This window comes from Luteibacter sp. 9133 (assembly GCF_000800155.1).
GTDB classification, from domain to species: domain Bacteria; phylum Pseudomonadota; class Gammaproteobacteria; order Xanthomonadales; family Rhodanobacteraceae; genus Luteibacter; species Luteibacter mycovicinus.
The window spans coordinates 2,608,908-2,622,189 of the sequence record NZ_JUHO01000001.1; the positions used below are offsets into that span (position 1 = coordinate 2,608,908).

A 13,282-nucleotide genomic window follows, 5' to 3' on the forward strand; every position below is an offset into this window, starting at 1 on the left:
CTTCCGAAATGACCTGGTAGCACCTCGTCCGAGGATTCACACCGGACTCTGCCGATCATTCTCCGCAGCGATCTCCTGCAGATCCAGATCCCGCTCCAGATAATGCAGCAGATCGTCATGAATCCGCCCCGCCCGATGCAGCTTCAGCAGCTCCACGCGCCCCGCCGCGATCGCCGCCAGGATCACGTCATAATGTGATTCCCTACCGCCGGTAAAGTCCTGCGGCGCGGCAGCGAACCGCTCAGCGATCGTCGCGCGGTACGTGTACTGCTCCAGCAGACGCGGATGAATCAACGATCCATCCGCGCCATAGGCACGCGCCTTCACCGCCTCGAGCTGCGCGGCATCGATCAACGCACCTGCCTGCCCTTCGGTCAGATGCGCCATGTCGACATGCACCACACGGTCCAGGCCGAGCCAGCGAATCACCGGCCCCATCGTGCCGCCCTGCAACACCACGGTGACGAGAATCACCGCGAACGCAGCGGCCAGGGTCAGGTCGCGCCCGGGCATTTCCTCAGGCAACGACAGTGCGATGGCCAGCGTCACCACCCCACGCATCCCCGCCCAGCTCAGCAAAAACGATTCACGTGGCGACGGCGGCGCGGCTCCACGTCCGATCAGATGTGCGAGCGGCCGACGCAGATAGTCCGTGGCATACACCCAGACAAACCGGGAAAGAATCACGGCGGCCACCACCGCGAGGATGGGAAGGCCCAGCGCCTGCAGCGCATCGCCAAGGCCACCCAGCCGCTCCACCACACCGCGCAGCGAGAAGCCGATCAGGATGAAGACCAGCGCCTCAAGCAGGAAGATCATCACCGCCCAGAAGGTCGTCGCACGGACGCGGATGTTCGCCGAGAACACCTCGTGCTGGTACCAGCCGAAAATGATGCCGGTCGTCACCACCGCCATCACGCCGGACACGTGCACGGCCTCACCGCCGATGTACGCGGCCCATGGCGAGAGGCATGACGCGGTGATGGCGAGAAATACCTGATCCATCCGGCGCAGCACCAGGACGACGACCGCACCGATCAGCGCACCCACCGCGATGCCACCCAGCGCCAGGCCGGCGAAGCTAATCACCGCGCCCTGAGCGCTGAAGGCACCGGTCAGGGCGGCGGCTACCGCGAAGCGGAAAAGCACCAGCCCGGTCGCGTCGTTGAGGAGGCTCTCGCCTTCCAGCAACACCATCGGCCGACGCGGCAGCTTCACCTTGCCCAGCACCGCTTTCGCGGCGACAGCATCCGGCGGCGAAACGACGGCGCCGAGTGCGAAACATGCCGCCCATGGCAGCGACGGCAACACGGCATGCACCGTGACACCGACGGCGAAGGTGGTGAACACGACCGCCCCCACCGCCAGCCAGAGGATGCCGCCGAGGTAGCGGCGGAAGTCCGACCAGACCGTATAGAACGCTCCGTCCATCAGCAGCGGCGGCAGGAAAACGATCAGCACCAGCTCGGGATCGAAGCTCACCGCCGGTATGCCAGGCAGGAAGGCGATGCCGATGCCACCGGCCAGCAACGCCGCCGCGGTAGGCAGGCGAAGACGTCGCGCGATGAGCTCGAGCGCGACGATCGCGACCAGAAGGATCAGGACGAATTTGAACGTTTCTGTCGATGACATGGTGAGGCCGACGCGGCGGGACGTACCGCTTGTGGCAAGGATAGTCGAGGTGACCGGCCATCGGTCTTGGCCATCCGCGCGGTCAGCAACCAGCCGTTGGCATCGGCGAAGTGGCCGGTTGGCATCGCGCCTTCCAGCGTGACATGCAGGCCCAGTGCGCCGGGCACGCGACGCAGGTCGGGGAACCAGCGGCGGTCACGGTCGACGAGGATCAACAGGCCCTCGTGATCGCCCAGAGGGGCGAACAGGTCGGACGACTCGCCGAACGGTGCGATGCGGAATCGCGTCACCATGTCCCGCACAAGCGCGGGCACATCGTCCGTGGGCAGGCCCACTTCGCTGACGCAGGCGATCTCCATGCCGTGGAACGGGCCATCGACACCGTCCTCATAGGCGTCGTCGAAGGTGTCCGCCAGCGCGTCCCGCGCGATCAGCTCGAGCACCGCGTCATGCGGCCCGGCGAAGTAGACCGAATCCGACCGCCAGGCACCGCCCAGCCGGAAACGCTCCTCGTCCATAGGATCCCGCAGCAGCAGGGCTCGCTCGCGCAGCCAGGAAAAGGCGGCTTCGAAGCGGCGAGGCGATACGTTGAACGCCAGATGGACCGAGCCCGTATCGGCCGTCGCAGGCACGATCTCGAGGGTCGTCCAGCCGACCCGCACGAGCCGCCCTTCGACAGGGAGCTGCATGACGTCGCGATAAAAGGCCACACAGGCACCGACATCGACGGAAGGAAGGGTGATCCGGGTGATGCGCATGGGGGTCTCCTGCGATGTGCGAGACACCCATTGAACAACCTCAAGCGCGCTCGAGGTCAACCCCCTCCTTTACATGCGGCAGACACATCGTGGGGGTACGCTCCATCCATGACGAACCGCGATGAACTCCGCCAGATGCTCGAACGCCTCGACAGCGAGGTGACCATCGGCTTGCGCGACAACCCCGACCGCGACGCTTTCTGGCCGGAGTTCGCGATGCAGTCGAACGCCGTGCTCGAAGCCGCCGGCGACGAGCACTTCGACTGGGTCAGCGCGGAGATTGCCGACATGCTGCACCGGCACGGCATCCCGGCTCCGGAAGCCTGAGCTTCAGCCAGCGCTCCAGTCCACGTCCTTGAAGGACTCGGCGAGAAAGTCGACCAGTCGACGCACCTTCACCGGCAGGTGCTTGCGCGACGGATACACGGCGTGGATGCCGATGACGCCCGCGGCGTGCCCCGGCAACACCTCGTGCAAGCGCCCCGCGCGCACGTCGTGTCCCACGATGAAGTCCGGCTGCAACGTGATGCCCTGACCGGCCAATGCCGCAATACGGCAGGTATCGCCGTTATTGCTTCGAATCACCGGGCGCACCGTGACGCGCTCCACCGCCCCCTCGTGCACGAACTGCCAGTCATCCGGCCAGTAGCTGTAGCCGAGTACGGCGTGACGGGCCAGGTCGGCGACACGCCCGGGCGCGCCGTGGGCGGCGAGGTAAGCGGGAGACGCGCACAGGATCATCCGCGTGGTCCCCAGCGTGCGACTGACCAGGGTCGAGCTGGCCAGCGTGGAGATGCGAACGGCAAGATCGTAGCCTTCCTCGACCAGATCGACCACGCGATCCGACAACGTGATGTCCAGCGACACCTTGGGATGCGCCTGCGCGAACCGCGCCCACAATGGCGCAAGATGCAGCACACCGAAAGTCAGCGGTGCCGTGATGCGAAGCAGGCCACTGGCCTCGCCATGCCGGGCGGTAAGCTCCGACTCCGCCTCGGCGATCCCGGCCAGCAGCTCGCGCGCCCTTGCGTAGAAAAGACGCCCCTCCTCGCTCAGCGACAGCCGCCGGGTGGTCCGGTGGAGCAACCGCACCTCCAGCCGTTTTTCGAGGTCGGCGACATGGCGCGAGATGGCGGCCTTGGTGAAGCCGGTGGCCTGAGCCGCGCCCACGAAGCTCCCGGCATCGACGACCGCCACGAAGCTGCTCATTTCCTGGACCTTGTCCACGTCCTACCCCGTATGCCGTGACATCCGGAGTGTCTCATAAAGCGCAACACTGGGTCGTTCAAAACGCCGTTTATCCGCGCCGGAGGAACCAATATCGTGACGACATCCGCAGAGGAACCGCCTGCCATGTCCACCACTCCCGTTATCTTCATCTCCCACGGCGCGCCCACGTTCGCACTCGATCCCGGTCTGCTCGGGCCCGCACTGCAACGCTTTGGCGCCGGCCTGATCGATATCCGTGCGGTACTCGTCGTCTCGCCCCACTGGCAGGCCCAGGGCCTGACCGTGATGACCGGTGAGCGGCCGGCCACGTTGCACGACTTCCGCGGTTTCCCCGAGGCGCTGTATCGCATGCAATACCCGGCTCCGGGCGCGCCCGACGTCGCGAGGGAGACGGCCCTGCTGCTGCAAGAGGCAGGCTATACGGTGCACGCCGATGCGACGCGCCCGCGGGATCACGGTGCCTGGTCGCCGCTGCGCTTCCTGTTGCCCGCCGCCACGCTGCCCGTCTTCCAGCTCGCCATGCCGTACGACCTCGACGCTGCCGGTGCGCTCGCGCTGGGTCGTGCGCTGCGTCCCCTGCGCGATCGCGGCGTGCTGATCGTCGGCTCGGGCAGCCTCACGCATAATCTCTACGACATCCGCATGACGGCAGATGTCGCGCCGTATGCTCAGGCCTTCGCGGACTGGACGAGCAAACGCCTCGTCGCGCGCGATGCGGGTGCACTCGAAGACTATCGGCGGATCGCTCCGTCCGCCGAGCGCGCGCATCCGACGGAAGAACATTATCTGCCCTTGCTCGTGGCTTTCGGCGCCAGCGACGAGGCCGACCGGTTCGAGGTGCTGCACGGCGGAATGACCTACGGCGTACTGTCGATGGATTCGTATGCATGGAGCGCCGCGACGTAACCGGACTGGACACACTCGTCGATGTCGGTCGCTTCGTGCGATCGCCGGCAGCGGACGTCTGGATGGCAGACCGCCCCCTGCCGGAAGTCATGCATTGTTCTGACCGGACCGTTTTGTCAGACTCGATGAACCGTCCCTGAAATAGGCTTCGCCCGATGCGAACCCCGCGCCCTGCCCTCCACTCTGTCAGGACCGCGCTGTCGGTCGGCCTGGCGTCCTGCTGTCTGGCTCTGATCGCGGCCCCTGTTGCCGCACAGCAGACGACGCTCACGCCGGAACAGAAGGCGACCATCGCCAAGCGCATCGAGACCGAGCAGCAGCTCGAGGACATCGCCGTCGTCGACCGCAAGGTGATGGTGAAGATGCGCGACGGCAAGCGCATGGCGGCGGACGTCTATCGTCCGAAGAACGCGACCGGTAAGGTGCCGACGATCTTCGTCCGCACTCCCTACAACTTCAATTTCTGGGACGTGAAGCTCGGCGCGCCGCGCGACATGACGCGTCAGCTCGCCGCCGTGAAGCGCGGCTACGCGTATGTCGACATGAACGAGCGTGGCCACTACTTCTCCGAAGGCAATTACGACATCCTCGGCGCGCCGCTCAGTGACGGCGTCGACGCCGTGCGCTGGATGACCTCGCAGCCGTGGTCCAACGGCAAGGTCGGCACCACGGGCTGCTCGTCCACCGCGGAATGGCAGATGGCCGTGGTGGCCGAGAACGAGCCAGGTCTGGCCACGTTCAACGTCCAGGGCTTCGGTGCGGGCGTCGGTCGCGTCGGCCCCTACTACGAGCAGGGCAACTGGTACCGCGGCGGTGCGGTGCAGATGCTGTTCCAGGCCTGGATCTACGGTGAGCAGAACCAGGTGCGCCCGATGTTCCCGGCGAACACCTCGCAGGCCGATCTGATCCGTGCATCGAAGGCCTTCGACCTCGACCCGCAGATGCCGCCGGTGGACTGGGACCAGGCGTTCTGGCACCTGCCGGAAAAAGACATCCTCAAGGCGGTCGACGGCCCGAAGGGCATCTTCGCCGATGTGATGGACGTGCCGACCGGCGGCAACATGATCGCGCGCACGCCCAACAGTCCCGCCTGGTACAAGGGCGGTCTGTGGCACGAGAACATGAAGATCAACAAGCCGGGCCTGTGGTTCATGAGCTGGTTCGACGTGTCCGTGTCGCCCAACCTGGCCGCGTACAACCACGTGCGTGCCACGGCGCCGAAGGAGATCGCGGACGAGCAGTACGCGGTGATCGCGCCGGTGCTGCATTGCGCATTCAGCCGCGCGACCGAGCACACCATGATCGGCGACCTCGACGTCGGCGATGCGCGCTTCGATTACGACAGCCTGGTCTATGGCTGGTTCGACAAGTTCCTCAAGGGCGTCGACAGCCCCGTCGTCGATAAGCAGCCCAAGGTCATGTACTACGTCATGGGCGAGAACAAGTGGCACAACGCGACCATGTGGCCGCCGGCGAACGCGACCACGCGAGATCTGTTCTTTACCAGCGGAGGCAAGGCCAACACGCTTTACGGCGACGGCAAGCTGGTCACGGCGGCGGGAGGCACCGATCAGCCGGACCACTTCCTTTACGATCCGATGAACCCGGTGACGACACTGGGCGGTGGCGGTTGCTGCCAGGGCAATGCCGTGAAGTTCGGCTCGTTCGACCAGAACCCGCAGCTTACGCGTAACGACATCCTCGTCTACGACTCCGAGCCCTTCGAGGAAGGCACGGAAGTCAGCGGTCCGATCACCGTGACGCTGTATGTGTCGTCCGATGCGAAAGATACCGACTTCACCTTCAAGGTGATGGACGTCGGCACCGACGGCAAGGCCTTCAACCTGACCGAAAACATCCAGCGCATGCGTTACCGCGAGGGCTACGACAAGCCGCCCGTGTGGATGAAGGATGGCGAGGTGTACAAGGTGACGTTCCAGCCGATCGACACCAGCAATTTCTTCTATCCGGGACACAAGCTGCGTGTGGCGATTTCGAGCAGCAACTTCCCGCGCTTCGACCGCAACCTCAATACGGGCGGGAACAACTTCGATGAGACCAGCGGCGTGATCGCGCATAACGCGGTGCACCACGACGCGGCACATCCGTCGAAGATCACGTTCACGGTCGTGCCGCGGTAACCAGCGTGCCGCGATCCACGTAGGAGCGCGCCTCGCGGGCGATTGGGCACGATCAAAACGTCCAATCGCGCGCGTGTCGCGCTCCTACGATTTCAGATGGCCTTGCAGGTCGGCGACATCTTTGCCCCGTCGCGGGTCACGCACTGCGCAAATCCACCGGGCAAGCCATCCACCCGCCGCTCTTCGCGCACCGCGAGCACGAAGCTCCGCAGCGGCTTATCCCCGTCGAACACCGTGTAATGACACTGCCCCGAATCGCTCGCTTCGCAGGCGAAACGCGCGCGTCCCATGCGCACCTCCGTTCGGCTGTCCAGGTTCACGTGGCCGTTTTCCTTCGCGGTCACCACCATGACGCGGTTCTGCGAGTCCGTGCAACCGGCAAGATTCAGAAAGCAGTAAAAAATGGCGAGGAACCATCGCATGACGTTCTCCTTCGTCACATGGCCCGGAAGATGGCCATGAAGGGCTGACTGACGCTCAGCGTTTCGGGACGACCGCGCAGGCGAAGACAGCCTTTACCGCTGTCGTCTCGCTCGACCGATGCCACCTGGCGGAGATTGACGATCGTGGACCGGTGGATTTGCCGGAACGACCTGGCATCCAGCTGACGCAGCAGGTCGCGGATCGGCCTGGTAAGCAAGGCATCGCCCTCCGCGGTGGCCACCAGCGTGTATTTGTTGTCGGCGCGGAAATAGATCACGTCGTCGACGAGAATCAGACGCGTGGCCTTCCCCGCTCCTGCGGTGATCCAGGTCAGCGGCTCATCGGTGGGCTCATCGAAACGGCCGATCAGATCCTTTGCCAGATCGCCCGTGCGGCGTGAATGACGCTCCGCTTCGGCGAGCCGGCTGCGCAGGCGCCTCACGGTCTGCACCAGTCGATCCGCCACCACCGGTTTCAACAGGTAATCGACCGCGCCACGTTCGAAGGCATCGACGGCATACTGGTCATACGCGGTCACGAACACGACGAGCGTCGTCGGGCTGGCATCCGCCGCCGCCGCGGCGACTTCCATGCCGGTAAGACCCGGCATACGGATATCGAGAAAAGCGACGTCGGGACGGTGCGTCGCGATGGCATCCAGCGCTTCGCCGCCATCTTCGCAGACCGCCACGATGTCCAGATCCGGCCATGCCTGTGCCAGTTCACGCTGAAGCGCGGCGGCGAGCAGCTTCTCGTCTTCGGCCACGATGCACTTAGGCACGGTCGTTCACTCCCCGGGCCGGCAACACGATGGTCGCCGCGACGCCGTGCGGAAAATTGTTGCCGATAGCGAACGTGGCCAGGGCACCGTAGGTCAGGCGCAGCCGTTCACGCAGATTCTTCAGCCCGATACCGGTGCCCGAGCCTTCGCTGCGGAAGCCGACGCCATCGTCGGCCACGGTGAGCGACAGCGCGGGGCCATCCAGCGTCGCGCGGATCCAGATGCCGCCGCCACCGGGCTTCGGCTCGAGCCCGTGCTTGATCGCGTTTTCCACCAGCGTCTGCAGCATCATCGACGGCATCGGCGTATCCGCGATAGGTGCCGGGACATCGACATGCACGGTGAGGCGCTCGCCCATGCGCAGCTTCATGATCTCCAGCCACGCCGTGGAACGTTCGAGCTCCTGCGCCAGCGTCGAGAGCGAACCATCGGTGCGCGGAAGCGAGCGACGCAGGTAATCGATGAGATGGCCCAGCATGCGATCGGCGCGTGCCGGGTCGGTACGAACGAGCTCCTGGGCACTGGCCAACGTGTTGTAGAGGAAGTGCGGTTCGACCTGCGCCTGCAGCAGTCCCAGCTGCGCCGCGGTCAGTTCCTTCTCCATCGTGGTCTGGCGCACGTCGGCGCGTTCCCGGTTACGACGTTCGGCCAGGCGCTGGGTCAAGGCGCGCACCAGGGTTTCCACGTACTCGAGCGAGGCGCCACGGTCGGGGTTGAACCAGTCGCTCCAGGCACCGGCATCCGGCTCACAGACGAACATGACGCTGCATGATCCGTCGGCGGGCGTGATGGTCGCCGAGATGCGCGTCTGGACGTCCATCGGCAGCCGGGGCATCTGGCGCCCACGAAGACGTGGCCGCTCGTGCTCCGGTCCGCGAATGACGGCGCGCACCTGCAGGCCGCCGCGGGCCGCCGCGACCTCGTGGACGTCAGGCAGATCGCGCATCACGCTCTCGACAAGGGCGTAGGCTTCGTCGGCGGGATGAGGTACCTCGACACGACGGCGCTGACGGTTCGACAAAGTCTCCGCATCGATACGGCCGGCGATGGTCCGCACGCGGTAGAGATGCGTGACGCCCCTTCCGAGTGCGATCAGCAGACCGACGAACCACAGAAAGGTAAAGATCCACGGCAGCTCGCCATGGTTCCAGCCAAGCGCGTTCCAGACCACGAGCATGACGCACCATGCCGCGACCCACGCCACCGCGATGCGCCCCAGAAATCTGACACTCCTGCCCCATGCCATCGCAGCCACCCGCGTCCTGAAAGTGCGGCGAGCATACGACGGTCCCGGCGCCCGATGAGGGCCGATCCGACGAAACCGGCCATGGGCCGACGAAACCCCGTTCCCGCGCCGCAGCATGACCTTGGCTGCGCGATGGGCCATGCTCGGGAAACGGCCCGGCGGTGGGGATCGCCGGCCAAGACAATGACAAAGGGGTTAACGCATGGCTTTGTTGCTCGTCGTTTTCGCTGTCGCTGTTCTCGCCATTTTTCTCGGCATCAACATGCTGCCGAAGAATCACCCCGCCAACTGGCTGCTCGGCATCGTCGGAGGCGCCTGCCTCGTGCTTGCCTGGTACGCCATCTTCCGTCCGATGCTGATCGCATCCGGCGGTGGCGACCCCTCGCTCGTCGCGGTCGGACTCACCGCCGCGGGCATCGTGTCCTGCGTGCTCGGTCTGGTGTGTCTGGGCGTATGCGTGTGGCGCGACCCGGCACGCTTCTGGGTGCTGTCCATCGTTTTCATCGGTGTCATCGGCGCCACGCAGGTCACTGCGCTGGCGTGATCAGGATGGCAGGCGCGATCCGCCCGCGCAGTGGTATCCGCGGGCGGAGAGCAGCGCGTTGCCGTCGACGATGCGCAGTTCGGCAGGCGCGCCGAAGGGAAGCGTGACCTTGTCCGGCCCGTGGCCGAAATGCAGACCGCGTACGAGCGGGGTCTCGGCAATGTCCGCAAAACGCTCGAGTGCGTGTTCCATGTCGTAGCCGTTGTCGTACTCGCTGACGCGTTGGCCGCCCAGGCCACCGATCAAGATGGCCGACTGCCGGTCGATGACGCCGCTCAGCTTCAGCTCGTAGAGCATTCGCTCGATACGAAAGGCCTGTTCGCCGCTCTCCTCGATATAGAGGATGCCGCCCTCGATGTCGGGCAGATAAGCCGTACCGGTGAGGCTGCACAGGGACGAGAGGTTACCGCCCCATAACGTGCCGCTGGCGCGCAGGTCGGTCTGGGTATCCGGGCACAGCCACTCGAAATCCGCACGCGGCGAGAGCACCGTGAGCCAGAACTGCCGCCAGGTGGTCTCGCGCAGATAATCGGCGCCGAAGTCCGGCACGAGCATGGGCCCATGGAACGAGCTGATTCCGCTACAGGCCAGCAGGGCGCACTGCAGCACCGTGAACTCGCCGTGGCCGACGAAGGCGCACTGCTCGTCGGCGAAGCGCTCCCGCAACCCGGTGTAGTCGAGGCGATCCAGCAGCGGCACGGCACCGTAGCCACCACAGGTGGCCATCACGATATCCGGGAGCGCCCGCCCCGCATCGGCCAGGCGATTGATCTCCGACGCGCGCTCGGCATCGCTCCCGGCGAAACGCAGCGAGACGCGGTCGAGCACATCGGTGCCCAGAATGGTATGGCCTGCGGCCTGGAGACGTTCGATCCCGCGCTGACCAGCAGCGCGGTCTTCCGCATAACCAGAGGGTGCGATGAGCCGTATATCGAGTCGTTTCGGCATATGAAGCAAAGTATGGACGCCCATACCAATACCCCTACGCCGACCGGAAGGCAACCCGGAGTTGGACGGACCGCCTCTGTCCGACGCTTACCCCTACGTCACCAGCCGTCGTACTCCTCGGCAACTGTGAGGTCTTCCGCCGGTGCGCTTCGGGTCAGTGTCTCGCGTGGCTGCTCGCCAAAGACGCTGCGGTATTTCTCAGCGAAGCGAGACAGATCCCACATGCCGCAGCTCAATGCCACCGACTTGACCGAACGACGCCCGGCTTCCGCGGTGACCAGACTGCGATGGGCCGTACACAGCCTTAGCATCGCCAGGTAGCGGTTGGGCGGGATACCGAGCAGGTCGTCGAAGGCGTAGCGCAAGCCGCGTTCACTGGCCCCTGCCGCCTGACAGAGCTCCTGCGAGTAGATATCGCGGCGCAGGTTGGCCCGCATGAAACGTTCCGCCCGTCGCATGACCTGATAGTGCGCACGCCGCCCGCGCGAGGCCACCGGGCGGTCTTCCGGGGACGAACCGAGTGCGACACGGATGTGCTCGTCGAGGAGATCCTCGACCGGACCGAAAGCCACGTCGTCGGATTCACGCAGCCTGTCGGCGATTTGCCTGTAAGCCCGCTTGAGATGATCGGAGTTGACCGAAAACAGACGCAGTCGCTGGGCCGCCATGTCGACGTCGGCATGGTCGGAGGCGAGGAACCGGGAGCGGAACCGTGCGTACGGGGCCACGACAAGGGTAAAGCGCGTGCCTCGCTCGAACATGAAATCTGTCGGTGTTCCCCTGAGCAGGGTCACCGCCATTTCCGATTCCACGCTGATGCCCTGGCACCAGCTTCGTTCACCTGCCTCGTGCAGATATACGAGCATGCAGGCATCTTCAGGAACGGTCAGTGTCCCGCGCACGTCGAAGTCCAGGTGCGCGGTGACATAGGTGACACCGTCATGAGACTTCGAGGACAGCGCGGCGCGAGGTCGCGCCGGACTCAGAGTGAGAAGATCGACGTCGCATACACCCAGGGCGGCGCCCAGCGTCACCAGGTCGTAATCCTCGAGCCCCTGTACATCGGAAGGACGATTCATGTGCGGTCCTCCCAGCGATTCATCGTAGCCATACGTCTACACCCCCACCGTCCCGGGGACAGGCACTCTGCCTGTCCGCAGCATCTCCCTAGCCAATCGCCCTCACACATTCGAGTGAGACGACGTCAGACCGTATAACTACTCATGTAAGGCAAGAAATGCTAGTGGTGTGTGAATTTGCCGAATAGGCCTAACGTTCACTCAAGCATTTGATGAAATTGGCAAAAGTGCCGCCTGGGCCAGTCCTGCGACAACGCCCAGCGAGGGGTCCCCATGCACCACCGCCACGCCGGGGAAGCTGGCGCCCACCCGCGCGCGCACCTGTGGCGAACGCGAGGTGCCGCCGGTCAGGAAAACGCTGCGAGGCGCCTCGTCCAGATCCGCACTTGCCTCGCTCAGCAAACGCGCCATGCGATCGAGGAAGTCCTCGGAAGCCGCGTCGAAATCCGCCGACACCGCATGGATCGCCAAGCCTGGCTCGATGAAGTCCAGCGAAGCCGTTGTGGAGTCGCTGGCCGACAACCCGATCTTTACCCGTTCCGCCGACTGGTTCAGGCGCGTCGTCGAGCCCGTGCCCTGCAGTGCCTGCAGGCGCGAGCGGAACGGCTCATCGACGAAGCGGTAGTCCTGTTTGCGGAACTCGCGCTGCTTGGGCAGGTTGTGCACGCTGGCCGCTTCGACGAAGTGGTGCACGGGAACGCCGGTGGTGTCCTTGCCGAACAGAGGCATGAAGCTGTGCAGGCTCACGCCGACATCCAGATCGGTACCCCCGCGCGGCAAGCCCCAACTGCGATGCATGACCGGCGTCTCGCCCGCGCCCAGCTCGGCATAAGCCACGTCGGTGGTACCGCCGCCGATGTCGACGATGATGGCCCTCTGCCGCTCCGGCAGGGACAGGTGGTAATACATGGCCGCCGCCGCGGGCTCCTCGAGAAACGAGACCTCGTCGAAGCCGGCCATGCCCGCCGCCTCGCGCAGGATCGAGAGCGCCTGCTCGCCACCCGCCGCGCCCATCGAACTGCGGAATTCCACGGGGCGACCGATCACGGCCGCCCGTACCGGGGTGCCGAACTGGCGGGTCGCCACCAGGCGGACGTGCTCGAGAATGTGCGCCGCGATGCTGACGATCGTCTTGCGGACACGGGGATCCAGCTTGTAGCCGAACATCGACTTGGGCGATTCGATCAGGTTGCCTGTGCCTTCTTCGAGGTAGGCCTCGACCGCCTCCTCGCCGAACAGGGCGTCCTGGAAGCTGGCCACCGATGCCGAGGCCTCCCGGGTCCGCTCCTCCATCCACTGGCGGCGGACCACACGGATCGCGTCGCGGCGCAGATCGCCTTCCGGGCGAGGGGTACGCCCTGACTGGCGTTCATCCGCACGCGAGGCGCGCACGAAAGCGTCCACCTGGGCCTCGAGGGCCGGCGTCAGCACGAAGTCGTCGATATTCGGGACGACCTCGGGGAAGAACACGGCGGTGCGAAATTGCTGGGCGTCGCCGAAGCGGACCAGTTCGAGCTGGCCGTCGACGACCGCGGCGGCGGCCGAATAGCTGGTGCCGAAGTCGATGCCGATGCGCATGTAGGCGTTTCCGGAC

At 65.3% G+C, this 13,282-nt stretch carries 13 protein-coding genes; 4 read left to right on the plus strand and 9 right to left on the minus strand.

All coding sequences use genetic code 11. The annotated features are described in order from the left end of the window. Positions 1-36: 36 nt before the first annotated feature. Positions 37-1,632 (minus strand): Na+/H+ antiporter, encoded by a 1,596-nt coding sequence (locus tag FA87_RS11195; RefSeq protein WP_043694606.1) that lies wholly within the window; start codon positions 1,630-1,632, stop codon positions 37-39. After that, entirely contained in the window at positions 1,599-2,390 is a 792-nt protein-coding gene (locus tag FA87_RS11200) for a hypothetical protein (protein WP_239709068.1), read from the minus strand. The genes FA87_RS11195 and FA87_RS11200 overlap by 34 nt, the downstream gene beginning before the upstream one ends. 108 nt (positions 2,391-2,498) lie before the next feature. On the opposite strand from FA87_RS11200, the gene FA87_RS11205 reads away from it, so the two are divergent. Then, positions 2,499-2,717 carry a hypothetical protein gene (locus FA87_RS11205; RefSeq protein ID WP_043694609.1) on the plus strand — a complete coding sequence of 73 codons (219 nt, stop codon included), beginning with the start codon at positions 2,499-2,501 and terminating at the stop codon, positions 2,715-2,717. A gap of 3 nt (positions 2,718-2,720) precedes the next feature. Here FA87_RS11205 and FA87_RS11210 read toward each other — a convergent pair whose 3' ends face one another. Then, positions 2,721-3,599, minus strand: coding sequence for a LysR family transcriptional regulator (locus FA87_RS11210; RefSeq protein WP_239709069.1), 879 nt, complete (start codon positions 3,597-3,599; stop codon positions 2,721-2,723). A 144-nt stretch (positions 3,600-3,743) separates the two neighbouring features. Here FA87_RS11210 and FA87_RS11215 point away from each other — a divergent pair, with 144 nt between their 5' ends. Together FA87_RS11215 and FA87_RS11220 are read left to right on the plus strand one after the other, a co-directional pair. After that, positions 3,744-4,526: a class III extradiol ring-cleavage dioxygenase gene (locus tag FA87_RS11215; protein ID WP_043694611.1), complete on the plus strand. Its 783-nt coding sequence runs from the start codon at positions 3,744-3,746 to the stop codon at positions 4,524-4,526. Between the two features lie 155 nt (positions 4,527-4,681). Further along, positions 4,682-6,667 (plus strand): CocE/NonD family hydrolase, encoded by a 1,986-nt coding sequence (locus tag FA87_RS11220; RefSeq protein ID WP_081996577.1) that lies wholly within the window; start codon positions 4,682-4,684, stop codon positions 6,665-6,667. 92 nt (positions 6,668-6,759) lie between these two features. Here the strand turns inward: FA87_RS11220 and FA87_RS11225 are convergent, their stop codons facing one another. The 3 genes from FA87_RS11225 to FA87_RS11235 are packed head-to-tail and all read right to left on the minus strand — an operon-like array spanning position 6,760 to position 9,117. Continuing rightward, positions 6,760-7,089 carry a hypothetical protein gene (locus FA87_RS11225; RefSeq protein WP_051943485.1) on the minus strand — a complete coding sequence of 110 codons (330 nt, stop codon included), beginning with the start codon at positions 7,087-7,089 and terminating at the stop codon, positions 6,760-6,762. 14 nt (positions 7,090-7,103) lie between these two features. Beyond that, positions 7,104-7,871 carry a LytTR family DNA-binding domain-containing protein gene (locus tag FA87_RS11230; protein WP_043694614.1) on the minus strand — a complete coding sequence of 256 codons (768 nt, stop codon included), beginning with the start codon at positions 7,869-7,871 and terminating at the stop codon, positions 7,104-7,106. Next, entirely contained in the window at positions 7,864-9,117 is a 1,254-nt protein-coding gene (locus FA87_RS11235; RefSeq protein WP_043694616.1) for a histidine kinase, read from the minus strand. The genes FA87_RS11230 and FA87_RS11235 overlap by 8 nt, the downstream gene beginning before the upstream one ends. A gap of 202 nt (positions 9,118-9,319) precedes the next feature. On the opposite strand from FA87_RS11235, the gene FA87_RS11240 reads away from it, so the two are divergent. After that, positions 9,320-9,661 (plus strand): hypothetical protein, encoded by a 342-nt coding sequence (locus FA87_RS11240; RefSeq protein WP_036112357.1) that lies wholly within the window; start codon positions 9,320-9,322, stop codon positions 9,659-9,661. Here the strand turns inward: FA87_RS11240 and FA87_RS11245 are convergent, their stop codons facing one another. The 3 genes from FA87_RS11245 to FA87_RS11255 all read right to left on the minus strand — a co-directional run bounded on the left by FA87_RS11245 (position 9,662) and on the right by FA87_RS11255 (position 13,266). Further along, the gene (locus tag FA87_RS11245) at positions 9,662-10,633 is read right to left on the minus strand and encodes an LD-carboxypeptidase (protein ID WP_239709071.1); all 972 of its coding nucleotides are present in this window, start codon (positions 10,631-10,633) and stop codon (positions 9,662-9,664) included. A gap of 74 nt (positions 10,634-10,707) precedes the next feature. Beyond that, positions 10,708-11,688: a helix-turn-helix domain-containing protein gene (locus FA87_RS11250; RefSeq protein WP_036112354.1), complete on the minus strand. Its 981-nt coding sequence runs from the start codon at positions 11,686-11,688 to the stop codon at positions 10,708-10,710. A gap of 201 nt (positions 11,689-11,889) precedes the next feature. Further along, positions 11,890-13,266, minus strand: coding sequence for an Hsp70 family protein (locus FA87_RS11255; RefSeq protein WP_043694619.1), 1,377 nt, complete (start codon positions 13,264-13,266; stop codon positions 11,890-11,892). Positions 13,267-13,282 lie beyond the last annotated feature (16 nt).

Bases quoted from the DNA above. Each gene is read 5' to 3' on its own strand.
- FA87_RS11195 (WP_043694606.1), bottom strand. From the start codon at position 1,632: ATGTCATCGACAGAAACGTTCAAATTCGTCCTGATCCTTCTGGTCGCG.
- FA87_RS11200 (WP_239709068.1), bottom strand. From the start codon at position 2,390: ATGCGCATCACCCGGATCACCCTTCCTTCCGTCGATGTCGGTGCCTGT.
- FA87_RS11205 (WP_043694609.1), top strand. From the start codon at position 2,499: ATGACGAACCGCGATGAACTCCGCCAGATGCTCGAACGCCTCGACAGC.
- FA87_RS11210 (WP_239709069.1), bottom strand. From the start codon at position 3,599: ATGAGCAGCTTCGTGGCGGTCGTCGATGCCGGGAGCTTCGTGGGCGCG.
- FA87_RS11215 (WP_043694611.1), top strand. From the start codon at position 3,744: ATGTCCACCACTCCCGTTATCTTCATCTCCCACGGCGCGCCCACGTTC.
- FA87_RS11220 (WP_081996577.1), top strand. From the start codon at position 4,682: ATGCGAACCCCGCGCCCTGCCCTCCACTCTGTCAGGACCGCGCTGTCG.
- FA87_RS11225 (WP_051943485.1), bottom strand. From the start codon at position 7,089: ATGCGATGGTTCCTCGCCATTTTTTACTGCTTTCTGAATCTTGCCGGT.
- FA87_RS11235 (WP_043694616.1), bottom strand. From the start codon at position 9,117: ATGGCATGGGGCAGGAGTGTCAGATTTCTGGGGCGCATCGCGGTGGCG.
- FA87_RS11240 (WP_036112357.1), top strand. From the start codon at position 9,320: ATGGCTTTGTTGCTCGTCGTTTTCGCTGTCGCTGTTCTCGCCATTTTT.
- FA87_RS11245 (WP_239709071.1), bottom strand. From the start codon at position 10,633: ATGGGCGTCCATACTTTGCTTCATATGCCGAAACGACTCGATATACGG.
- FA87_RS11250 (WP_036112354.1), bottom strand. From the start codon at position 11,688: ATGAATCGTCCTTCCGATGTACAGGGGCTCGAGGATTACGACCTGGTG.
- FA87_RS11255 (WP_043694619.1), bottom strand. From the start codon at position 13,266: ATGCGCATCGGCATCGACTTCGGCACCAGCTATTCGGCCGCCGCCGCG.